24 protein-coding genes are annotated in these 22,842 nt (G+C 56.3%); 4 read left to right on the top strand and 20 right to left on the bottom strand.

The window, feature by feature from the left end; genetic code table 11:
• Positions 1 to 44 precede the first annotated feature (44 nt).
• The gene (locus QMG46_RS07320) at positions 45 to 554 is read right to left on the bottom strand and encodes an H-type lectin domain-containing protein (protein ID WP_281851833.1); all 510 of its coding nucleotides are present in this window, start codon (positions 552 to 554) and stop codon (positions 45 to 47) included.
• Positions 555 to 1,034: 480 nt separating this feature from the next.
• The gene (locus QMG46_RS07315; RefSeq protein ID WP_281851832.1) at positions 1,035 to 1,649 is read right to left on the bottom strand and encodes a hypothetical protein; all 615 of its coding nucleotides are present in this window, start codon (positions 1,647 to 1,649) and stop codon (positions 1,035 to 1,037) included.
• An 88-nt stretch (positions 1,650 to 1,737) separates the two neighbouring features.
• On the opposite strand from QMG46_RS07315, the gene QMG46_RS07310 reads away from it, so the two are divergent.
• Positions 1,738 to 2,127, top strand: a complete 390-nt coding sequence (locus QMG46_RS07310; RefSeq protein ID WP_281851831.1) for a hypothetical protein — start codon at positions 1,738 to 1,740, stop codon at positions 2,125 to 2,127.
• Positions 2,128 to 2,201: 74 nt separating this feature from the next.
• On the opposite strand, the gene QMG46_RS07305 is transcribed toward QMG46_RS07310, so the two are convergent.
• A complete protein-coding gene (locus tag QMG46_RS07305) occupies positions 2,202 to 2,681 on the bottom strand; it encodes a YkgB family protein (RefSeq protein WP_281851830.1) in 480 nt (159 codons plus the stop codon).
• 232 nt (positions 2,682 to 2,913) lie between these two features.
• Positions 2,914 to 3,351, bottom strand: a complete 438-nt coding sequence (locus tag QMG46_RS07300) for a hypothetical protein (RefSeq protein WP_281851828.1) — start codon at positions 3,349 to 3,351, stop codon at positions 2,914 to 2,916.
• 243 nt (positions 3,352 to 3,594) lie between these two features.
• On the opposite strand from QMG46_RS07300, the gene QMG46_RS07295 reads away from it, so the two are divergent.
• Positions 3,595 to 4,347 (top strand): class I SAM-dependent methyltransferase, encoded by a 753-nt coding sequence (locus tag QMG46_RS07295; protein ID WP_281851827.1) that lies wholly within the window; start codon positions 3,595 to 3,597, stop codon positions 4,345 to 4,347.
• Between the two features lie 90 nt (positions 4,348 to 4,437).
• Here QMG46_RS07295 and QMG46_RS07290 read toward each other — a convergent pair whose 3' ends face one another.
• The 5 genes from QMG46_RS07290 to QMG46_RS07270 form a co-directional block, all read right to left on the bottom strand.
• Positions 4,438 to 5,004 (bottom strand): hypothetical protein, encoded by a 567-nt coding sequence (locus tag QMG46_RS07290; protein WP_281851825.1) that lies wholly within the window; start codon positions 5,002 to 5,004, stop codon positions 4,438 to 4,440.
• Between the two features lies 1 nt (position 5,005).
• Entirely contained in the window at positions 5,006 to 6,019 is a 1,014-nt protein-coding gene (locus QMG46_RS07285; protein ID WP_281851824.1) for an RHS repeat-associated core domain-containing protein, read from the bottom strand.
• 426 nt (positions 6,020 to 6,445) lie between these two features.
• Complete coding sequence (locus tag QMG46_RS07280; protein ID WP_281851823.1) at positions 6,446 to 7,276, bottom strand: endonuclease/exonuclease/phosphatase family protein; 831 nt, start codon at positions 7,274 to 7,276, stop codon at positions 6,446 to 6,448.
• 86 nt (positions 7,277 to 7,362) lie between these two features.
• The gene (locus QMG46_RS07275) at positions 7,363 to 7,722 is read right to left on the bottom strand and encodes a hypothetical protein (RefSeq protein WP_281851822.1); all 360 of its coding nucleotides are present in this window, start codon (positions 7,720 to 7,722) and stop codon (positions 7,363 to 7,365) included.
• 60 nt (positions 7,723 to 7,782) lie between these two features.
• Positions 7,783 to 8,433 carry a glutathione S-transferase family protein gene (locus QMG46_RS07270; protein WP_281851821.1) on the bottom strand — a complete coding sequence of 217 codons (651 nt, stop codon included), beginning with the start codon at positions 8,431 to 8,433 and terminating at the stop codon, positions 7,783 to 7,785.
• A 110-nt stretch (positions 8,434 to 8,543) separates the two neighbouring features.
• Here QMG46_RS07270 and QMG46_RS07265 point away from each other — a divergent pair, with 110 nt between their 5' ends.
• Positions 8,544 to 9,131, top strand: a complete 588-nt coding sequence (locus QMG46_RS07265; protein WP_281851820.1) for a TetR/AcrR family transcriptional regulator — start codon at positions 8,544 to 8,546, stop codon at positions 9,129 to 9,131.
• Positions 9,132 to 9,199: 68 nt separating this feature from the next.
• On the opposite strand, the gene QMG46_RS07260 is transcribed toward QMG46_RS07265, so the two are convergent.
• The 4 genes from QMG46_RS07260 to QMG46_RS07245 form a co-directional block, all read right to left on the bottom strand.
• Entirely contained in the window at positions 9,200 to 9,949 is a 750-nt protein-coding gene (locus tag QMG46_RS07260; RefSeq protein WP_281851819.1) for a DUF4253 domain-containing protein, read from the bottom strand.
• Between the two features lie 244 nt (positions 9,950 to 10,193).
• Positions 10,194 to 10,592, bottom strand: a complete 399-nt coding sequence (locus QMG46_RS07255; RefSeq protein WP_281851818.1) for a hypothetical protein — start codon at positions 10,590 to 10,592, stop codon at positions 10,194 to 10,196.
• A 220-nt stretch (positions 10,593 to 10,812) separates the two neighbouring features.
• Positions 10,813 to 11,970: an RNA polymerase sigma factor gene (locus QMG46_RS07250; RefSeq protein WP_281851817.1), complete on the bottom strand. Its 1,158-nt coding sequence runs from the start codon at positions 11,968 to 11,970 to the stop codon at positions 10,813 to 10,815.
• A gap of 92 nt (positions 11,971 to 12,062) precedes the next feature.
• Positions 12,063 to 12,416, bottom strand: coding sequence for a YciI family protein (locus QMG46_RS07245; RefSeq protein ID WP_281851816.1), 354 nt, complete (start codon positions 12,414 to 12,416; stop codon positions 12,063 to 12,065).
• A 351-nt stretch (positions 12,417 to 12,767) separates the two neighbouring features.
• Here QMG46_RS07245 and QMG46_RS07240 point away from each other — a divergent pair, with 351 nt between their 5' ends.
• Positions 12,768 to 13,349: a hypothetical protein gene (locus QMG46_RS07240; protein WP_281851815.1), complete on the top strand. Its 582-nt coding sequence runs from the start codon at positions 12,768 to 12,770 to the stop codon at positions 13,347 to 13,349.
• Between the two features lie 45 nt (positions 13,350 to 13,394).
• On the opposite strand, the gene QMG46_RS07235 is transcribed toward QMG46_RS07240, so the two are convergent.
• From QMG46_RS07235 to QMG46_RS07205, 7 genes are all read right to left on the bottom strand, one after another.
• Positions 13,395 to 15,089: a serine hydrolase gene (locus QMG46_RS07235; protein WP_281851814.1), complete on the bottom strand. Its 1,695-nt coding sequence runs from the start codon at positions 15,087 to 15,089 to the stop codon at positions 13,395 to 13,397.
• Positions 15,090 to 15,394: 305 nt separating this feature from the next.
• Entirely contained in the window at positions 15,395 to 17,035 is a 1,641-nt protein-coding gene (locus tag QMG46_RS07230) for a CsgG/HfaB family protein (protein WP_281851813.1), read from the bottom strand.
• Between the two features lie 53 nt (positions 17,036 to 17,088).
• Positions 17,089 to 17,796, bottom strand: coding sequence for a hypothetical protein (locus tag QMG46_RS07225; protein ID WP_281851812.1), 708 nt, complete (start codon positions 17,794 to 17,796; stop codon positions 17,089 to 17,091).
• A gap of 37 nt (positions 17,797 to 17,833) precedes the next feature.
• Entirely contained in the window at positions 17,834 to 18,943 is a 1,110-nt protein-coding gene (locus tag QMG46_RS07220) for a hypothetical protein (protein ID WP_281851811.1), read from the bottom strand.
• Positions 18,934 to 20,118, bottom strand: a complete 1,185-nt coding sequence (locus QMG46_RS07215) for a hypothetical protein (protein ID WP_281851810.1) — start codon at positions 20,116 to 20,118, stop codon at positions 18,934 to 18,936. The genes QMG46_RS07220 and QMG46_RS07215 overlap by 10 nt, the downstream gene beginning before the upstream one ends.
• Positions 20,119 to 21,115: 997 nt before the next feature.
• A complete protein-coding gene (locus tag QMG46_RS07210; protein WP_281851809.1) occupies positions 21,116 to 21,616 on the bottom strand; it encodes a hypothetical protein in 501 nt (166 codons plus the stop codon).
• Positions 21,617 to 21,786: 170 nt separating this feature from the next.
• The gene (locus tag QMG46_RS07205; RefSeq protein WP_281851808.1) at positions 21,787 to 22,719 is read right to left on the bottom strand and encodes an RHS repeat-associated core domain-containing protein; all 933 of its coding nucleotides are present in this window, start codon (positions 22,717 to 22,719) and stop codon (positions 21,787 to 21,789) included.
• Positions 22,720 to 22,842 lie beyond the last annotated feature (123 nt).

Genomic DNA, 22,842 nt, shown 5'->3' with positions numbered 1-22,842 from the left:
CGCCGCGAGCCCGCCTACGCTTGATTCATATGCGCTTCCAACGATCAACGAGGAAGCGTGCAACTAAGCACAAAGGGGGCGGGAGCCGCACCGAAGGGAGGCGCCGTCGATTGTGTGGCTACCGTAACGCCTGTGGTCGAGATGTTGGACACTTCAATTTGAAAGTCTGTGGAACTTGCGCCGACCACAGCAGCCACGCAAACCGGCGTTGATGCGAAAGCCGAGCTGAATGTAATGGTGTAGACATCATCCACCGGATCGATGATTGCATCGCCGCTTAAAGACGAGTTGCCAACCAGCGACCCTTCTTCGTTGTATAAAGCAGTGAACACGGTCTGGCTGGGCTGCCCGACCTTCGTAGTCCCTAACAATGGAGGAATACAGGGCAACGAAGTCACCCACCTTACCGATTGAATGCCTGCCACATTATCAACGCAGGCGTAGACCGGCGTACTGGATGGCCCCTCGCTCGTTTGTGCATGAACGGCATGAGGCATCAGAGCACCGACGAACAAGCTTGCGGCTAACATGAATTGCACGCATAGATGTTTCATATGCTGACTCCATGAAAAGTAACCGAGAAAGGCCAGCAGGACACTGGCGACCGGGGAGGCAGCAAGGCAATGGCTCGCCATCGAGAATGGCGCCGTTGAAATAAAACCGGGTCTTCATGAAAAGCTCTAGGTCACAAAAAGACCCCGCCTTTTTCAGGAACGAGTCCTTGGATTTGGCATCCCCACCGCCAAAAATAACAGAGTCCAATTCCTATAATTGTTCATACGCCACTGAAACATATTAAATCCGTGATGCAGTATCCACAAACTGAATGATTCCAATTAAGGCTTTTATAAATAAATACACGGCGATAAGAAGTTATTAAGAACCAAATAATGAGAGACCGGGTGGCGCCACCCATTCCGGCCCACGTTCCGCAGCCTCAGTGGCCGCAGCGTCGCCATCAGCGACGATCTTCTTTGAGCAGATATCCACCTCATCGATTGCATCGATTCAGGCGGCGCGCCTGAGCTTTTCACTCAGTACATTATATCCAGGTCACTTAATCTGACTATTTTTTTCTCTCCATAGACCAAGCTGAAAGACAGATGCTCGTTCAACGCCTTATTTGCACTGTAGACATAAAAGTAACTTGAGTCGGCAAGCCTTACCGTGAAATCCGACTTGCCTATCAGGCAACGGTCCGACTCATCCTGGCAATCTTCTTCAAGTCTCTCCTTGAAAAAATAAAAGAATGCCCAGTCATATTGATCGGCATCGGAGACTTTTGACATGAAATCGTTCGTAACCAGCCCCAGTCTATCGACTGCCCTCAAGCCAAATACCGCACCGGCCGGGATATCCACTATCACAAATTCGGGAGCAGCGATCGTCAGCAATGGCTGAAGAAATTCAAAGACACTTTTCCCCGATAGATAAGCTGCGTCGGGGGCTGACCATTGAAGCCATTTGGCGGCGCTATCCATCGCTGACGTCTTCATATGAGCCCACAGTATGCTTTGGCAGCAGCGCTCGTAAAGTACCTTGAGGATAAACGTAACTTCTTCCCTGCCCAGGCCATTCTGGTGGCTTGCATCTGCGGAATCGAGCATCCACCCTGGTGGAATCTCCAGGGGATCCGAGGCCGTAGACATGCCACCATTTCGTTGCCGACTTGTTTGCCTGTCGTTATGGATGGCCACCTTGGGTGGCTGTATTGCTCCCACACACAATACCGATCCCTTGGCCAGCAAAGTCGACACTCTATTGGGTCAAGCAACCCAATCAGGGACGGAGGCCAAGGCTTTCGCGGAGCTTGAAGCATTAGGCACTGACGCCGTGCCTTATCTCGTCGGCCATTTGAGTGACATGCGCCAGCTTCCTAAATCGGAGATCGAGCTGAACAACAATGCCGACGGTGCGTTCGAAGGCATCCGTCACTACTCACCATCTGTAGTCCACGACGCTTTGGCCGCCATTCTCAACCAGCTCACAGGACAGAACTTCGTTGTTGTCTACAACGGCGCCAGTCTGGCGGATCGCCAATCAAACACAGCCTTGTGGCAGCAATGGTGTGTACGAAACTATCCCAGTAAATCGCCCACTTGCCTGGGACAAGCGCAGGCAAGATAAAACCCAAATCGCATTGATTTGTCACTGACCGGGCGAACAGAGTGCGCCTGCAGCGCGCTCTGTTTCGGAATCCATTACTGAGCCGCTCTGGCAACGTCCTGCTTCAGCAGGTAGACCGATGCCGCAAGCAATACGATGTCCTTCATGAGGAAGGGAACGTTGCCGACCATGGCCGGAAAGCCACCGGCGGACTCGGCCCAGCCGTTGGGCATGAAGGGGATGATGGTGACCGTCATGACGAACGTGACCACTGAACCGGCTGCACCGAGGATGCCTAGCCGCTTGCTCCAATAGCCAAGCAAGATCAGCGACCCGAACGTCCATTCGGAAACGCCGAGGAACCAGCTCGCGCCACGCACGCCGAAGACCGGGTACATCCACGAAATAAGCGGTCCGTTGCTGATGAAGGGAATCAGCGTCTGCGCCTCGTACTCGAACCATTTCTGGTAGCCGAAGAAAAAGAACATGATCACCATGGATGCGCGTACCAGGTGATAGTCAAAATCCTTACGTAACAGGGCGGATTTCGATAGAGCGTTGATAAGTGAGTTCATTGGTAACTCCTTCGTTGGTTGACGATGGAGCTACTTTACGGACGCGCATTGATATCATTAATGCTAAAAAATAGCACAAATATGCTTAATTGACCCATCTATAGGCGACGCGCTCTAACGCTTATCGCTGACTGCTGCCACGCGATCCCGCCCCAGGCACCTCGGCGCCGACGTCTTCTCATCAGTCTTTCGAACCGTCAGTCGAATAGGTCCTGCATGACCTCCCTTAGGACTAAGGAGCACCACCGCGCTCCTTGTCCGAGGGCGACTCGCCGAATGCCGATCGGTAGGCCTTGGCATCGTGAAGCAGCGCATGCCGCGCACGCTCTTCAGTTAGCCGCCGCCAGGTCCAGCGAATGCCAAACTCGCTTTCTTCAGGATCACTTTGCGCAATACCGAACACATAGCCACCGTTAGGAGCTCGAAGAATCCACTCCGCATCCAACTGATAGGACTTCGGGCCATAACCTTGGCTACGAAAGTAGGCTTCCTTTCGATAGAGAACCTCAAAGTCCGATGCGGTATAGCGCGTGCCATCGACATCGATGGCTTGTGTCTTGAAAGACTTGTCCAGCTGAGCTTTCGCTCTCGGCGATGGCCGCTTGATAGCGATGATCGGACTGATCAAGGCAAGCAGACCGAGAAGCAGCAGCATCCAGACGTCGCCCATTTTCCAGAATCCTTGGCTTCGTGTAATTTCGATCAGAACTGTCCGGGCAGCGTCAGTAAGCCACTCCCTCATTCTTATCGTAGATGGTGGACGAGAGGATCCGCTATTGGCAGGCAACCAGATACGCGATCTACGTGGCAAGTGGCTCGAATGGGTCAGGTCTAATCACCCTGATCTCCGGCCTATACGCGCCGCGCTCCGCGCCCATCAGATCAAGTTTTCCGATTGCCGGTCGATTCAGTGATGGAAGGCGCAATCAAAGGTCCATGTATGAAGTCCTGCCCCATTTGTACGCATAGCTTTCCCAATTTCCTCCCACTTCCGAACAGTTACTTCGACACGTTCCACCGACTGAACGTGTCCTACTCGCTGGATCAGTTCGAGACGCTCAACGTCGGGCAGTATTCGTGCCCCGTCTGCCAGGCATCCGATCGGGATCGCCTGTATGCCCTGTTTCTGAAGGCCTATGTGCAGCAACGCTCCGGGCAGGCGCTGCGTGTGCTGGATATCGCGCCAGCACCCAGGCTCTCTCAATTCCTGAAGAGCTTGCCCGGCGTGCAATACCGCTCCGCCGACTTGATGTCGCCGCTGGCGGACGACAAGGTCGACATCACCCAGATGGATTGCTATGCCGATGGCAGCTTCGATCTCATCGTGTGCTCTCACGTCCTGGAGCATGTGCCTGACGATGCCAAGGCCATCCGCGAGCTAAATCGTATTCTGGCGCCCAACGGGGTCGCCATTTTGATGGTGCCTATCTTGCTCGGCCTGCAGCAAACCGATGAAGACCCGAGCGTGACGGACGTCAATGAGCGCTGGCGGCGCTTTGGTCAGGACGATCACATTCGAATGTACGAGCGCGAAGATTTTCTCAAGCGGCTACGCGCGGGCGGTTTCCAGGTGAAGAGCCTCAATGTCGCGACATTCGGGCGCGAGATTTTTCGGCAATGCGGCATTACGGAGCAGAGTGTGCTCTACATTGGGCAACACTCGTAGGCTCCAATGATATGGGCGGAGGTAGTTAATTGAGCGATCGTCCCATTTAAAAATCATGCCCTCTTGCCACCTCTTATCGCGACAAGCCAATCAATCGTAGTTCTCGATCAAGGCTTCAAGATACTCACGCCCCATGCTTTCGATCAAGGATGAGTCACGTTCAGAGCCACCAGCCAACCAGCCTCTTACATCCGTCAGGTCGAAAAAGCAGCCATTCACGTTATCCGATATATTTCTCCAGCTTTCATCCCTTCCATTTTCTCGAGAAAAAGCAAAGACACCCATGCTTACTGGATCAGGTTGATGAACAATGCATTTCATCGAAGCATCAGCCAGCACGAGCCCATTGTAATCCTTTTTATCACGCAATAATTTATAAACTTCATTTATTTTTAATACCCAGTCTTCATCCCTCCCCATCCAAGTGACGAACGCCTTTTCCGTGAAGGAAAAAACAGCCATATCAGGCATAGATGTAATTCGGTTAATTACAACGTCCTTTATAGCTTTAATCAATTCATCTACAGAAGTTATGTCCACATCAAAAAAAAGATACTGATCAAATTTTTTCTTGAACAAGTAATCAGGAAGACGCCTATCAGTTAGCAGCATGCTACTCAGCAGTGAGGACGCATGATTGACGTTTTCGTCTTGCATGCTACTTCCCCTCCTCGTTGAACCGTATCTTGGTAATGGGCTTTTTCGCGCCACCAACGGTAAGCGATGCTGAAGGAATGCCAGTCGGCGCGCCCGCCACCCCGCCTCCGGTAGATCCTGGATAGAATGTATAAACACTTTCTCCTTTGCTCATGACAGTAACGGTGCCGCTCTGGGATACCGCCTTGGCATATCCATTTGCAGCCAAATTTTCGATAGCCTGCCCTGATGTCATATCTGCCTTGATTTGGTTGGCACTGAATGTAGTTGCTTTCGCTTCAAGCGAAATTCCAGTAAAAGCGGGCTCGCTTGGTCCTGGCATTCCGTTAACAGCCGCAACCGCCTCAGCCACGATAGCGCCACTCGCCACCACCGATGAGCCATTCGCCATTAGACCCGTCGTAACGCTCCCCGCAGCTAGCGAGTCCGTGACTACAGCCGCAGCTGTCCGAGCTACAAAGCCAGCAGCAGGCGAAGCCGCCATTGTCGCCAACGAGGCAGCGACAATTTTCAGCTGCCCGACATTCTGTTCATTGAGCCGCTGAACTTGCTGAGGACTCTGCTGAGCCATAACAGCCTCGGTCGCCCACACACCAGCATCCATAGTGCTCTGGCGACCATCCGGATCCGTATAAACAATAGGGTTATTATTTGCGTAACTATATCTATTAAAAGTAGTGCTGTTCCCCGACTCCACCCCGGCCGGATCAACGGAAAAGAAGCGACCACTTGCAGGATCATAATATCTAGCTTGCATATAAGCTAGACCGCTATCCGGATCATTCACATGCCCGGTATAACCTGGACCGTTTGGAGCCTCACCCATGTTTGGTGCGGATACCCCATAAGGCAAATAGTCATATGTGGTGACGATGTTCCCGTTAGCATCCGCTTCAGCGAGGGGGGTATTCTGGGAATCCGAATATACGTAGGTGACGACTGCTTGCTGGGCATGGCAAATATGACACTGCAAGACAAACAAAAAGGATAATAGATATATTACGCACTTCTTCATAAGCCCCCCCTACGCAAGGACACCGATAATGCGCCTCTTTTCTGCATCCGGTCAATCTAGCTGACGCTCCTTACCTGCATTATTTTAACGTGCGACGGAACCCAAGAAGTTAGCTGAGATTCCTCTGGATCCGCACAATGGAAACTAAGTGAATCACACCGCTTTCCCAAGCAGCCAATGATCGCCAGGTTGAACATCTACGCAAAGGAAACACCCTGGAACTGAGGCCGCAGCCATGCAGGAGCGCGAGGATTTTCTCAAACGTCTAAGCGGAGCTGTTATCAGGTGAAGAACCTAGATGTCGCGACATTCAGGCGCGCCATTTCTCAGCAATGCGGCACCAAGGATGCATAGCGCGCCCACATCGGTCAGCACGGATAGGCTCAGGAACCAAACCGGTGTCGGGCTTACGTCCAACAATTGGCCTCAAAGCACCAAATCAGCGAATACCGGAAAGTGATCCGATGGGTATCGCCCATCCTTCGAGGTCGTCACAGTACGGATATCAATGGGCTGTACACCACGATAGAGAATCCAATCGATGCGCTCAGTCGGCGTACCGGTGAAATCGTGAAATGTCTTGGCGGGGCCATCGCGCTTCGGCGCGCTGTCCCACGCATCCTTCAGGCTCGCCGTGAGCGTGCTATGCGCCTGGCTCTCCGGGCCCGTATTGAAGTCGCCGGTAATGATCACCGGCGTACCCGCCGGTAGCTTGGCAATCCATGCGGCAATTTCCTTTGCACCGCGCGAGCGGGCGTCCTCGTCCTGGTCGCGATACGGGAAATGCGTATCCAGCAGGTAGAAGCGCTTGTGGTCCGACAGGCGCTCGAACAGCGCCCAGTTGACCATGCGCGGAAAGATATTGCCCCAGGTGATGCTGGCTACCTTGTTTGGCGTATCGGACAGCCAGAAATCGCCGGACTCGATAACTTTCAGCTGGTCCTTGCGATAGAAGATGCCCATGTGTTCGTCGGCATGTCCACCGAAGCGATCGCGGCCAAACCACGTGTATTCGGGGAGACGCTCCACCGTGTCGTCGCCCTGCCGCTTGTTCAATTCCTGCGTGCCGACCACATCGGGATGCAGCTGCCGAATGGTGTCAGCAAACAGATCGCGCCGTTTTTCCCACGCGTTGGGCCCATCCTGGGCGGCCGACGTTCGAACGTTGAACGTCATCACCTTGAGTTCCGCCGCGAGCGTGGGCAGCGCGATAACGGCCATAACGATAGCGAGGGCAATTCGAGAGAGACGAGGCATAGGTTCGGCTTCTTCTGAATGACTTGCCGACTATAGCGGCACTAAAGAAAAACGGTACCGTCCGAGCCCTCATTACCCGCGAATCGTCACGCCTTTACTGGCACCGGCAAGCACTCCATGATCTCCACGGACTCCCCGGGAAAGATCGTGAAGTGCGGATGTCCCTCGAACATCTTTGCCGCTGCCTCATAGGATTCGGCGCGTACCACGGTATAGGCCGCCAAGGCATTCTTGATGTTTTCCGTGCCTCGCGGGGACACGCGCACGGTTCGGCTCAGCGGCGCGCCCATATCGACGATCGCAGCCTTATGGGCCTGCGTCCAGGCCTCCCAGGCTGCCATGCCCTGCCTTTCCCGCTCTTGCCGCTCAGCTTCGCTCAAGTCGCTCCAACCGGATGCCTTGAATGACGCTTCCGAGCCTATGTAGACAACGAGGTAATTCTTCACGATCCACTCTCCCCATGGTGGTGCCGAACCTGATGCCACGATCAGGCTCGGCTTTGCTCTTCAAGCATGCGCCATGGCGGGTCTAGGCTGCGTCTCCGTGGCGGGCCATGGATTAGCCCAACCCGGCATAGTCATCAGGCCATCGAGCCAGCGCACAATATTTGTATATTTGCTCATCGGCATCTTCGCCTCGCGCCAATCGCAGGCCATCGATGCCAGCTGAAAGTCCGCGATGGTGAGCCGGCCGCAAGCGACAAAGTCGCGCCCCTCCAGGCGCTTGTCTAGAATCGTCGCGAGATGATGAAACTCGGGGACGATCGCTTCCAGTTCCGCAGGGTCGGGCTCGCCGATATGGAACACTACCTTGACCAGGTTCTCGAAGTAGAACGTGCCAACGGCACGCGACCAGTGGCAGTCGTTCCATGACAGCCAGCGAATTATCTGTACCTGCTCGTCGGGTCGATTGGCCGGCCACATGTCCGAACCGGTCTTTATGCACAGATAGGTCATGATTGCTGACGATTCCCACAGCACAAAATCACCGTCCACCAGGGTGGGCGCCTTGCCGTTGGGATTGAATGCCAGATAGGACGGCGCCTTTAGAGCTCCTGCCATCAGGTCCAGCTCGATAAATTCAGCATTGACGCCAAGGTGCTTGGCCAAGGCCAGCACGCGGCGTGGCGCCTGCGCTTTGAACCAGTAGATCTTCATGCTGTTGCCTCCGGTCGTCTGTTACCGGTGGCCGAGCTTACGCAGCGGCAAAATATGTTAAAGAACATATTCTGCAAGCTTGCTATATAGGCGCCAGGAGGTACCCCACCATGCCCTATAGCCCCGAACATGCCGTCCAGACACGCGCCCGCATCGTCGAGTCCGCCCGTCGTCTGTTCAACCGCCATGGCTTCGAACAGGTCACCATCGACCAGATCATGGCCTCCGCCAGCCTGACCCGTGGCGCCTTCTATCACCATTTCCGCAGCAAGGACGACCTTTACGCATCCGCTGTCGCCAGCTTCGTCACCTGCAATCCCTTCGCCGTGCAAACCGCCGATGCTGCGCAAGACCTAGATGATCCGCAAAAACTGGCCAGGATGCTGATCGAGCTCTACCTGAGTGACGAAGTGCTGGAAAACATCGACATGCACTGCCCGCTGTACGCCTTACCTTCCGATGTCGCTCGCGCGGGATTGGAACCGCAACAGGCCTATACCGATCTGATTCGTGGCATGAGCTATATCTATCGGGCGGCGCTTGAAGGCATTAGTGATGCGGAGCGGCGAGCGGAGACGATGGTGGCGTTGTGCGTGGGCGGGATGGTTTTGGCGCGGACAACGAATGATGCGGGGCTGCGGAAGTCGTTGCGGGCTTCGGCCAGACATCAGGCGCTCACGTTGCTGGACGCGGATTGATGCCACGTACAAAAAGCGCCCCGGCCACCAGATATCTGACCCTTACGGCTTCCGGATGCCCTCGCCTATTAATCCCACCAGAAAAACCAGTTCCCGCTACCTAACAACGCCTGTGCCAAGTTGCCTTCAGTCTGTACGCCTTGATGGACGATGTCGGCGCAGTAAATGAACTGCTCGTGCGCGAGCCGGCGGGCTTCCTCCATCGTTTGCGGAGGGCGCTCTACAGTGAATTCGATGACATCGGAGGAAATGCTGGTCACCACGGCTCCGAACTGCTCGTACCAGCGCTTGAAAAATGCGACATGTACCTCAGCTCCCGGGCACTCATTCCAGCCACCGATCTTCGGGTAAGCAGGAACCTGCCAGGGCTCCTGTACAGGCACCAGACCGATAAAGACTTCGGCCTTTGGCTGACCCGACAGAACATCGTAAACGACAGTCAATAATCCTGGCTGCTGAGCATTTCCCGCCGCTAATTCGGGACCATCCGTGCTGTAGTATTCCGGCTCTTCTTCGACCCGGCTCGCTACCCACTGATCTATATCTAACGCTGCACCAGAGCGCACGTAGTCGTCGAACGATGCATTCCCCATGCCCATCACAGTTGTAATGTTGTCATAGTCATTACGGTCACCAAAGACTACTGGCACCACGCCCGGCTGTTTACGCAACTCCTGCAGCGTGGTCCATGCCTTGGCACCGCTGACGATGCGAACGTCGAACGAAGCGCCCTCCATGTCGGAGGCACCGTTTGGCGATGCCGCACTCACAGACAGGCTCGGCTTTCTGAAGCCGAAAAACTTTAGCCAGTCACGCATATCCCATCCCCCTGTTTCTTTGCGCACAATTTGCACTATCGGCCAAGGCAATGGCAACTTGGCGTTGGACGCGCGAAGCCATGTCACGTAACGCGCGGAAAGTTAGTGTAGAGGCCATTTCTTGGATGCCCCTGAATGCACTTGCAAAAAAGCAAGGGCCACTCAGCCGCCCTTGCTTTCTTGCAATCACGCGCTCAGCTTCGCCATCCACTCCGGAAGCCAAGCAGGCAACAGACCTGGTGGATTACATAATGCAGCGAGCATAGACCGTGACTTGTCCATTCGCATAATAGGGAGCCAAGCCAGTAACCATCCAGCCGTTTCCGTTGGCCGTAGGCGCGCTGCTAATGATCGTGAAGTACGGGTTGGCGATAAAACCAAGCGCATTGTTCACCGAAACGACCGGCATGTATTGCGAGCCGAAGTCTCCCGTAAGTCCACCACCTACGACAACGTAGCCAGGCGGACAGGTCACCGTAACCGTTGTTGGCGGTGTACCACCGGAGACCGACGCTCCATAGGGAATAGCCATAGTCTGGGTGGCGGTCACAACATTTGCCGCCGACACTCCCGCACTCATCAGCACCGCGCAACCAAAGGCGAATGAGACAACCAAAGATTTAAAGAAATGTATCTTTCCCATTGCACTTCTCTCCATGATTTTTGATGCGACAGGAACAGCCGCCCCTACCGGCGTCGCTTACGGCGTGAGGCGATCAAAAGTTGGGCTCCCTTATGACTGGCACAGTCTCACAGACGACCGTCTCACGGATTAGGACCGCAATGCACATCGATGTAGTGCATCGCGATCATGCACGTCCTCTCATCTGGCGGCATGTCATCCTGCGAGACACATACGGCGCTCAGTGAGGCAAATTGGCCTGCTGCCCCTGCAAAAAGCGGCGAACTTCGGGGTCACGCTCAAGGCCAATCGCAATGCCGTAAGCGTCATGGGCTTCGCTGTAAGCACAGGTTCTGGCTAGCAATGCGGCCCGAGCGGCCCAATAAGGCTGATACTGGGCAAGCCGTCCATCGACGGCAAGCGCATCCACAATCTTCAAAGCTGCAACAGGCCCCTTCCATTCCGCAATGGCCAGCGCGCGATTGAGCGCCACGACCGGCGAGCCGGAAAGCGCGAGCAATGCATCGTAGAGTTCCACCTCCGCCGTCCAGTCGATGCGGCCGGTACGGCGGCGCTCGACATGTGCCGACTGCAGCGCAGCTTCGAGCTGGTAGCGGCCTATGCGACCGAGGGAGCTTGCGTGTCGAAGCAATGCTTCAGCTTCGTCGATCATGGCCGCATTCCACAGCGAGACATCCTGATCGGCCAGAGGCACGTAGCTGCCATCTGCATTCCGCCGGGCACTACGTCGTGCGTCCGCATGCAGCATCAACGCCAACATACCCAGCGCTTCTGGCTCCTGCGGCAGCATCGCAACGACCAATCGGGCAAGAAACAGCGCTTCAGAGGTGAGATCGCGCCGCGCCACGTCGGTGCCGCCGGGATCGCTCCATCCTTCTGCAAAGGCAGCATAGATAGCATCCAGCACACCATCCAGCCGCCCCGCCAATTCATCGCGCGCTGGAATGGCAAACGGGATGCCCGCTGCACGAATTTTTTGTTTCGCACGAACCAGTCGCTTGCTCATCGCATCCGGCGAGGTGAGAAACGCCGAAGCAATCGTCTTTCCATCCAGCCCCAACACCGCCTGCAACATCAAGGGCGCACGGATATCGGAATCGATGGCCGGATGTGCGCAGGCGAACAACAAGGCCAGTCGTTTGTCGGGAATCTCTACGTCGGTGCCGGCGTCCGCAGATGCTGACGATTGATCCTCCGCAGCCATGAGCAGTTGCGCGGTTGCAGCGTCACCCGTGTGGCGACGCCGCATTCCGTCTATGCCCTTTCGCCGTGCAACGGTCATCAGCCATGCTTCCGGATTGGCCGGGCATCCGTTGACTGGCCAATCCGCCAGGGCAATGGCGAAGGCTTCAGACAACGCATCCTCAGCCGCCGCCACATCACGCGTGTCGGCGGCCAGGAAGGCGACGAGCTTGCCGTAGCTACGACGCGCGACGGCATCGGCTACGTCGCGCGCGTGTGCCCCGCTATTCACCCCTCCATGCCCCAGACCGGGCGCACCTCGATCGTGCCGTGGCCTGCGCCGGGGCAACGTGCGGCCCAGGCCAGGGCCTCATCCAGGGTCGGCGCTTCGATAAGGTAGTAGCCGCCCAGTTGCTCCTTGCTGTCCACGTAGGGGCCGTCGAGCACCTGCGATTTGCCATTGACCAGGCGCACCGTGGTAGCCGTATCGGTGTCCTTCAACCGGTTGGAGCCCACCCACACGCCCGCCGCCTTCAGCGCCTGCGTATAAGCGCCATAGGCGGCAACGCCCTGCTCCTGCTCGGCCCTCGACATCTTGCCCCAGCCACTCTCGTCCGCGTAAAGCATCAATAGATACTGCATTGGGATTCTCCGTTGGAGGCGGGCACCATGCGCCGCCACCTCTATGACGTGCGAAGGGGCTCGGCTTGGACAATTCATCTTAAACCCGGAGACCGAGGTGCTAACACTAGCCTCACTGCTAGGTCCTCTCTTCGATAGGGTCAGTGCGGAGCCCGGCTGGGTCGAACATTGATTCCGGTAAGCGCTTGGTACCCCGCTGGGGCGGACCATGAGTGCTACAGGGCGCTTGGCGCTATGATTCTGGAAAGGCCCGCTTTCAACCAAGGCGGACGCCGTCTTAGTCGCAAGCTAGCGTCGTTCAAGCTCCTAACGGAATAGTAGGGCCAAATGAGACTTCACCCAGGCTTAGTCGTGCGCGTCAATAACGAAGTCGTCGCCGCCTTGTCTTCTGAGAACTTCAACATTCTGTCGGTACGCATTCATGGTGACGTGCTTTCACCGGAGATCGCCGTCCTTGATGTGACTGGTGGCTATTACGGCGACCCCGAAGAAACTAAGCACTTAATCTGGGTGAATGATCACGAGCTATCGGAATTGGACGAAGTAGAGATTCAATTCCAGGACATTCCCACAAGCTCGCATGCCGGGAAGACCATCAAAGAAATCTACCCCGAAGAAGACGCTTCGGTAGATGATAACCCGCTAGACATAGCGGAACTCGCAGACCTTCTACGAGAGCAGCCGCGCCTGAGAAATGGTTTTGATCTCCATGTGCGGGTATCTGATGCGGACCCGCAGATATTCAGCGTGAAGGATCCAGACCACTCGTTCTTCGTCTCGATCATGTGGGATTGGAAATCGATCGACTCGGTAAAATTGAGCGTTTCTAGCACCACCATTCAAAACATTGCTGAACAAAAGTCGGGGACGGACTATTTGCGACGGCGTTTAAGGGGCGGTGAATCAGTACACGTAAGCATCGTCAGCCAATAGGGCGGCGCACGGAGGATACGCCTCTAACCCGAGGCGGATATCGCGTTATCGCTTGCCTGCGTCGACGATGGTTACCTTATTGAACTGCACGTCGCGCGCACGATCCTCGGTCGCGGTGAACCCGGCGCAGCCGCTCGCCGGTGCGCACTGAAAATGGACGAGACCGAACGGCCAGGGACCAACAAAGCTGTCCTTGTCGAATGGGGCAAGCACAATGTCGCCGCGTGAATAGCTGAGCACGACGTTGCCGTCATTCTCGGTGACGGTGTAGAGCACGTGCAGCTCGTCGCTGTAGTACTCGCCTTCCAGCGCCTTTGGATCAGGCAGTTTCATGGGCGCGATGCGCTTGGCATGCTTTACACGCGCATTGCGGCGCCAAGTACCGCCTTGGATCACGCCGTCCGCGCCGGGCGGGTCGAAGGTGAATTGGGCGTTGACCAGTTTGGCAAAGAACTCGCGCTCGCCCGCAGCGTAGAACGGCATCGTGTCATCGCCTGCGGTCCAGCCCACCAGGCGGCCGTGTTCCTTGGCGAACGTGATGGCCGAGCCGTTCTCCAATGCATAGGTGCCTACCAGGGCATCCAGCCGTGCCGGGTCGATCGGTACTTCGGTGCGGCTGCTGTAGTCGGGAATGGGCGTCGGTTGCGCGTCGAGCTTGCCATCGAGGTAAATGTCGGCGATGCGTTCGCCTAGCTGGGTTACATGAAGGTCCGCGCCGTTGGCGACGATGACCACCGACAGGTGCTGATCGGGAAAACGCAGCAGGTTGCTTCTGAAACCCGCATCCGCGCCGTCGTGGCCGATGGTCCTGAGCCCGCGATAGCTCCCGGCAAAAACGCCGTCGCCATAGTCAGTGGCCGTGCCGTCATTGAGCTTGGCCGGCGTCTGCATCTGAGCCAGCAACGGCTTGCCGCCGACGCGAGCATCATCAAAATTCCTCTGCCACAGAACGAGGTCATCCGCCGTCGTAAACAGGTTGGTGGGACCCACCACGGAAAATGACAGGGCGATGCCTTCGTAGCCGGTGCCTGGCGAGGGCTGATAGGACTGCGCGCGGCCTGGGACCAACGTGCTGTATTGCTCATGGAAGAAAGTGTGCTTCATACCCAGCGGGTCGAAAATGCGTTCCTTCGAAAACGCCGCCAGCGATTTTCCCGATACCCGCTCGACAATCATGCCGAGCAGCGTGTAGCCGGTATTGCAGTACTCAAATTCGCTACCAGGCGCGAAATTCAGGGCGTGCTGGCGACGAACAAAGCGCATCGCGTCATCGCCGGTGATCACGTCGTCCATGCGCCACCCGGCCATCGATAACAAATTCAACTGGTCGCGCAGTCCGCTGGTGTGATTGAGCAGATGACGAATCCGGATGACCTGGCCGAAGTCGGGCAGCTCAGGTAGGTAGCGACGCACGTCATCGTCCAGTGACAGCTTGCCGTCCTGCGCGAGCAGCAGCACGGAAAGCGCGGTGAACTGTTTCGATACCGATGCGACATGGAAAATCGTCGACGGCGTGATCGCGCGACCTTGTTCAATGTCGGCCATGCCAAAGGCATGCCGGTAGACAACCTTACCGTCCTTGACCACCTCCACTGCCGCACCCGGCGTGTCGGGGTTGTCCCACTTTGCGAACAGGGCGTCGACCTGTTGTTGCTTGCTTGCGGCCGAGGCCGCTGCATGCCCCTGCGAACTGGCTGCCAACAGCAGCGCTGAAAGTAGCGCAAGTTGAGGTAGCTTCATGGGACGCCTGCTCCTTTGTGGGTGCATATCGGGACTGCGGCCTATGCGTCCAAATTGCCCGTCGGAGCCTTACCGTTACCAGTGTGCTCTTGCCCATTGCGGTGCGATGGCGATGCTGCTAGCTGAGGCGGTCGGGAGAATGGTTGCGGGTCCGATGTCATTGCCTATGAGAATGCACAGTCAAAGGGTCAGACACAAAACAAACTGCTCATACACTTCGACCGCAGTGCACATTATGCCTCTGGATCACCCTTTGTTTTGGGGACTCCCGATAGGCGCCAGTTGAACAACTGGCGCCTATGAACCTACCAGTTCTTGTCCGCTCCGCCGGCATCGGCAGCGGCGCTAGCCTTTGCCTCGGCTACCCTTTTCTTCGCACCACGCACAACCACCGCACCATCAGGTGATCTCGTCATGTCTGGTTTGGCAAAGTCCCGTAACTCGATGCTTCCCGGTGTAAATGACCCACTCGTGTCCACGTCGCTTTCCACAATGTGACCATAGGAGAGGTTTGGCGTCACTCGGTCTATCGCTACCGTACAGCAAGGCGTTTCCGTGGGCCCGAGTGACTGACCCGATTGCGGGTCGATCACCTCCTTGCCCATGGTCACCGCTTGGTAGACAGTCCCCTCTTTCACCAAATCGCCGCCTTGGTTGATCACGACGTTGTGACCGTTGCGTTGGAGCACTGACAATGGAAACGTGCTTCGCATAATCGACCCGATGATCGCTCCATCGAGTGCCTGCATCATTTCTCCAGCGAGACGCGGACCATCTGCCCCAGCACCAAGTGTCGTTGGCGCCGTATCGGGCAGGGAGTAATCAAAGCTACGCGACAAGACAATTTGTCCAGTTACCGCGTTGACGACCCGGAACGACAGTGTGCCACCACCGGAATAGGAAACCAGAGCTCGGTCGCTAAGGCGAAGTGCACGCTCGTGGCGCAGATACTCGAAGCGATCGATCGTGGGGATAACAATCAGGTCGGCTGCCAGTTGCTGGCCCAGGCGCGCAGTGTCCTCGCGCTTGGCGTTACCCGATTGAATGAGTTCTATCTCTTGCCCCATTTCTTCGGTTGCATCGCGATCTAGGACCGTGAATCGATGCGTCTGCACCATGGCGTCACCGAGCGCCGAGCGAATTTGCGAAGCGACCTCCTGCGAGCCGATACTGCTGTCGCCAACTCTGTAGCTCTGTTGCTTGACGCGTGGCATGGCGATAACCACACGGGTCAGCTTGGCACCTGGTGCTTCACGGTATTTGGCTACAGATACCGCGATCTTCACCTCCCACTGGTTGGCGAACTGGGTATGTTTCTGGGTGTAATCAACATTGCTTGCACCTTGGTGCTGATCGTACTCGCCAGATGCGCTCACGCTTGCCTGCTGGCTGGCATCAGCCTTGGCTTCGCGGCTGCCATCACTGGCCAGGGCATGTGCCTCCGACTGTTCGCTGGCCGAGCCATCGAACTTGCCCTTGTTCCAGCTCTCGCCCTGACTGGCTGCCAGATGTTGCTCGTCCGTGCTCAGCGGCAAGTTCTTCTGTTGCTGCGAGATGATCCGGAAATGCGTCACCGCGCCCGATGTCCTGCTGGCCAGCCACTGCGCATATTGGGCACTTGAGAAATCCACCGACTGGCCGCCAGCCGCCAGGCTGCCGTCCACGCCAAGGTTCAAACTGCCAGCGGCCACCGTCTTGCCATTGACCTGCTCCACGGCCTGGAGGATCGCATTGTCTATCGCCCCTTCCAGCGTAGGCGCGACACCTGTGGCTTCGACCGTCTCACTGGTCACACCGCCAAAGTCGGGATTGGTACGTATTGGGGCTGGTGCCTGCGTGGCCGGTACCGTCGCAGCTGCCGCGGTTGTCACGGCAGGCGTAGGGGACGACGAAGCGTTAGTTGCCGCTTCATCATGGTGGCAAGCGCTCGCCATGGCCGCAGCCATGACGAGCCCGCCGACGCGATAACGCATCGGCGTCAAATAGCTTGCCCGACGCATCACGGCGCCATGCTGCCGAGAGCGGAGGTGGCATCGGCCGGTGCCTTGACGCCATTGCTCTGACCAATGGACATGGTCTTGCGGAACACATCGAACACGCTCTTGGAGTAAGCCGGCGTCCCCTTGGCCACCACCACGCCTGCCTTGAGCTTGCCTGCACCGCCTGCAAGGCCCGCCAGGCCGCCGCCGGTCATCGAGCCCTTCATGGCGCTAGTGAAATGCGTAGCCTGTACGACGAGCTCGCGCGTGCCGACCACGCCCTTGGCGAAATGCGGCAGGCTGGCGGTGTAATGCTGCTTGCCTTCGGCAGTCAGCTGAGTGGAAGCTGCCTGCTTGGCCGAAATAGCCTCGCTGGCTGCCTGCGAGCGATCCATGCTGGTCTGCAGCGCGGCAGCGTCGAGCGTGCCGCCACCACTGAGTGCTTTCTGCTCCGAATCGAGAATCGCGGCCTGATCGTTCAGATCGTAGGCCTTGGCAAGCTCCGACTGCGCAGCGAGCACTTCGAGCTGCGACGCCACAAAGGTTCGCACAAGGGAATCCTGCGCGGTGGCCGGATCGCCAGCTTGATCATTGGTAGCAGCCGAAGTCTGGGAGCTGCTCTTGCCACCAAGGGCAGCGGGCAACTTGATAGGCAATGCCTGCGCTGCGGAAGCGGCAAAGATCAAAGCCACGGCTGCGGCCATCGTAGTGCGCTTGGACAAATTCATGATGTTTTCCCCTTAAGTTGAATTAGAACGCGAAGCTTTAATGGATGCCCTTGTTATTGAGCTCATCGACCATCTGCTGCGCGGCCTTCTGCGACGCCAGCTTTAGTGCGTTTGTCCGGGCCACGGAGGCATCCGAACCCAGGCCGGCAAACTGCACCGGACCTACGGAAGTAAGCGTCCGCGCAAAACGACCGGACACGTTGTAGACCTTGCCCGTCACGGTCACGGTGACCCGGGTATTGCCGCTGACGGGATCGACATCCTGCATGCCAACGTCCAGGGTCCCCAGCGCCAGCAGGCCGATACCCGCCTGCTGCACGCCCTGTGTCGCATCGCGCGTCATCTGCGATGGCAGGTCGTCGCCGTGGCTATAGGCGCCACGAATCTTCTCGATGTTCAGCAGGCCGTTGCTTGCGCCTTCGACCTGGTCGGCTTCGACCACGTCATAGCCGGCATCGGCAAAAATACCTGTCATCGCGGTATTGATCTCGCTGGACTGAGCCACCGACCAGTCGATCTTGTCGGCTTTGCGCGTAGTGCTGCCGCCGGCGGTGGTGGCCACGCTGGCATGCTCATCGATATTGTCTGAAGTCTCCACGCTATGCGCACGGACCGTCTCGCCCTCTTTCGTCTTGCGCGAGGCGGACGCATCGATATCTTCGCGCTTGTAGACCTTGGCGTCGAACGACTGCACGCTGGCCTGACTACGTGATAGAAACAGAAATGTCAGTGTCTGATGCGCCGCCGAATTAACGGCCGCCGCCGAAGCCGAGCCATTGCCCAGATCGTTCATCAGCCGCGTTCCGTTGATATCGGCACGCACAACAACGTTGTATGTCTTGGTCGATTTATCTTCCTCGTCGGAAATAATCGTCGATCCGAGGACATAGTCGTCGATGCGCGCCTCGATGCGATCACGCTGCTGATCGAACACTCTCGAACGTGCAGCGTTGGTATCGGCGATGTAACGCTCGATGGCGTTAACTTTGGCTTTGCGAATGGCGCCCTGACGCTCCTCTGGGGAGAGGCGCCCGGTATAAGTCACTGACGCCGTGCCCTTCTCGGCCACGGACTGCGCGTAGGCGGGCGCCATGGCCGATAGCGCCAATGCAGAAGAAAGAATGAGTGCACGAATGCTCAGCGACATGATTTGATCAGCTCGGCAAGGGAGGAAAGTTGCGCCTTGGCATCCGGCGAGTCCGGCAAGGCGGACTTCACCCAGGGACTCGCCGGATTGGTGGCGGCCTGTGTGAAGTTGTTGAATAGCAAGAGCAGCGATTCGTATGAGGCGGCCCAGTCATCCACGGAGGTCTGAGTTACCGGAACCTCCTTGGTGGCGCCCTGGCGAATACGCTGTTGAAAGTAGACGTGGTTGGAAAGCGGCTCCCGGATAGTCGCGTCAACGAACGATCCGTAGATAAAGATCGAGTTGACGTTGTTGTGACCTTGGTCGACCTTCTTGAAGCCGGCAACATCGAGTGAGATCTCGTAGTCGGCTTCGGGAATCTTCAGCTGGTACGCCTCGCCCTCGACGAAACGCGCCGCCATGCTGCCGCCGATGGCCTTGTTCGAACTGTAGGGAAGGATGGCCAGCTTCTGATTGGCGGCCAGGTACTTACCGAACTCTTGAGCAATCTGAGTACGCAACACATCGGCATCAATGGTGGGTGCCGTGGTGGATAGATACTGGCGCGTCTTGTCGGCCAGAGTGACCGATGCCACACGCAGATGGCGCGTTGCCGCCGATGGCACCGATGCCTTGGCCAGCATAGCTACGAATTCAGTCGGCAGCGCATGTGCGGAGGTGCCGAGCGCCATACCGCGAAAGCCGGCGAGAACATCGTCTTCCGACGGCGGCGCGCCGCGCACATCCACATAGTCCAGGATCAGGGGAAAGCCACCAAGGACCTGCTTTTCCTTGAAATCGAAGAAGAGCAGCTGCGCGGCAATCTCAAGGCGCACCTTGTAAGTGTCGCCAATGTGTTCCACGGACGTAGTCTCGCGATCCACCGCCAAGGCAAGCGCAACGGAATGGCTGGCGTCCTTGATCGAACCAAGCTGATCAAAACTGACAGAAAATGCCGCCGGATGGGTTTTCAGTTGATCGCGGATGCTCGCATTGACCTGCGAACTACCATTAGTGTCCAGCACGCGCGACAGATGCGGAAAGGCCTTTTCCGATGCGGCTGCGTCGCCAGTAAACGCAATACCCGCGAAGTAGACGACGTCGGGAGCAGCGGCTCGCGCCGGCGAAAGGCAAATAAAGGCCGCAAACATTCCCAAGACGGCGGCTGCATGTCGACGCCGTAAAAACTGCATCATGTTTCCACACTCCCTGAACTCGTCCATGGCTCCCAAAGAGCTCGGAGCCTCATTTCGTTCGACGTAGAAAATCACTTCACGTGTAACGACACGCAAAGCCACAGCTCAAAATAGGTAGTTTGACCAGGTGTGTAGATGCTTCATTGCAAGAAGTGCAAAGGCACTCCTTTGCCGCAACGAAAGCCGTTGCACGCCGGTATCCATGGCAGCCCCCTGTCTGGATATGTGAAATATCGTATGTCTAGTCAGGTAATGCAATAGGCGGGGAGGCCGATGCAGGACGAGGGTTCTACAAAATGTCCGCGTCAAAAAGGGGACTATCAAAGGGAGTGAGCCTCAATAAACCGTGTATACACTCCCCTATGAGCACATTTGTCAAAGACAAGCTTGTCCGTTATAAATACCGCATCCGGATACTGCATTTCCCGGTAGTGGTGGGTATTTACTCCTTCACTGTTTTGCCTGTCAGCCTGTAGGCGTCAGGTACCCGACTTGCTCCTCGTAAGGAGCGCGGGAACCTATGACTAACTACTGGGCAACTTCATGGCAAAGCTACGTTCGCTGCGCGATAACGCATTCCACAATCAGCAAGGCCGCTGCATTTACTGCCACTGCCGCATGTGGTTAAAAACACCCGATGAGTTGTTGCCCCTCAAACGGCGACACGCCCGGCTGCTTCAAGCCACTGCTGAGCATTTGCACGCACGATGCGATGGCGGCAAGGATACCGATGATCCTGGCACCTGCCGGGGAAAAGTAGCCGAAAAGACCACACCATCACCCAAAGCATCGACCTTCGCACCGAGATTTCCTTTGGGTAGACTTTTCTCGAATCTGGCAAGATTCGACCCCGTCCTTAACCTCGACCGGAACATCTAGTCCTGACTAAAAAGGAACCTGCCCTTTGTTCGAGGATCCATTAGTGGGTATCCCAGTTCACTTTTCGTGAGCACTCCTCGGCCTTCTTCGCAGTAAAAATAAGAGCCCCTTCGCAGGCTCACTTTGAAGGTACATCTACTACGGATACCGCACCCACACCAAACTGAGTAACCCTGTTGCGAACGGCATCCCGGTACGGCTCCAGGCTACGAGTCGTATTGCAGCTCCAGAACGAAAAATCAAATACAGCCGATGGCTTTTTATTGTCTGCTTGAATAGAGATTTTTGATGCCCTTTTCGCATCAAATACTTCCAAAAAGTCTATGCTCAGAGAATCTGACGTCTCTGCCCTACCAACGTAGCTAGCACCGAGGGCAATAGGATCCTTGTCAGATTGCAAGAACTTGATGAAGTCCTCACGTCTCCCAGGCTGAATCGTCACCCGCAACTTGATTGGGCTTACCTGACCCGTTGCGCAGTACGACTCGCTACAAGCGGCGGACTGCACCCAGCCAGCCAGGGCCAGAGCAAGCAGCATGTTGGAAAGTATTGAGCGCATTGGTTGTCTCCTGTCTTCGAGCCGGGCACCTAAATGAACCATTTCAGACAGCGACGCCATGTCTGCCTTCCTTCCGCCAGGCGAACAGGCTCCCGCTGATCGACAGGGCCTGTTTCGGATGGACAACGACCCAAATATGCGTCAGATCTCCAATGTTCATCTGATGTCTACCGCTACCAAATATTTAATTCAGAGAATTACTGGCACAGCCAGGGTTATCGTCACGGCATTCATTGGTTAGGTTCCAAAAAGGAATTTGCCGCAGCGTTATAAGGGGCCTGATGAGAGTCTTGATCTTTGTCCATCTGCGAAAGCCCGCGCCATCCAAGAGCTTTCCTTTCTTCGGGACTTCGATGGATTCCCTCATGTAACAATTCAACCTCTTGCGTCCTCTCCGCATCTCCAAAGATCGTGCGACCCGGCTGTAAGCCAGCCTGTTCAACATGAGTCTTATTGCCCTCTGTATACATAGCTCCAGATTCAGAGGGATCGACGCTTACTATGCGCCCCCCTAAATTTTGGGCAACCGAAGTCCCCGCAATAGAAAATGAGTAGGTCTTGCCGCCGCTCTTAAATGAGATATCCGCGGTCTTTCCGGAACTGGCTACCGCATTGACCGCGGTTGTCAGAGCCTTTTCTAATCCCGCATACGTTTTATGGTCTTCTGCGGTTGCATTCCTGGTTACGGTCTTTCCATTCACCTGCGTGACTACTTTGTCGATCTGACAGGTGTACGTCTTATTAGTTTCCGTACAGGTACGGCCGTCAGGATCGATATATCGAGCAGGATTGTCATTGGCATAGTCATACCGATTGAAGGCAAAGACATTCGCCGCTTTCGGCGAAACGGGGTCCACGCTTACGAAGCGCCCTATCGCAGCGTCGTAGTATCTGTGCTGCATGTAGATGAGATTGGTCTCAGGGTCATCCACATGCCCCGTGTATCCAGGCCCATTGGGTGGCGCACCTAACGCGATCGTTCCATAGGGTGCATAGTCGAACGTAGCGGTGATATTGCCTTGGGCATCTGCTTCCGCCAAGGAAGTTCCTTGGGGATCGGTATAGACGTAGGTGACGGTGCCGTTTTGCTGGGCATGAGCGAACCCACTAACCCAAAGCGCTAGCATGCAACCGGCGACAACGACTGCTCGACTAATAACCATCCATTGTTCCCCCGTCCGTTACTTGCTCTGAGATAGCGGGCATGTCATCGCGATGAGAACAATAATGAGGGGAGGCGTCAAGCTTCTGCGGGCCAGCATCACACTCAGATTGTCCCTATGCTA

Origin of the sequence: Dyella sp. GSA-30 (genome assembly GCF_027924605.1) — a bacterium.
GTDB lineage: Bacteria > Pseudomonadota > Gammaproteobacteria > Xanthomonadales > Rhodanobacteraceae > GSA-30.
The sequence above is the reverse complement of the archived record's forward strand: the minus strand, read 5'-3'. Positions and strand labels throughout refer to the sequence as shown.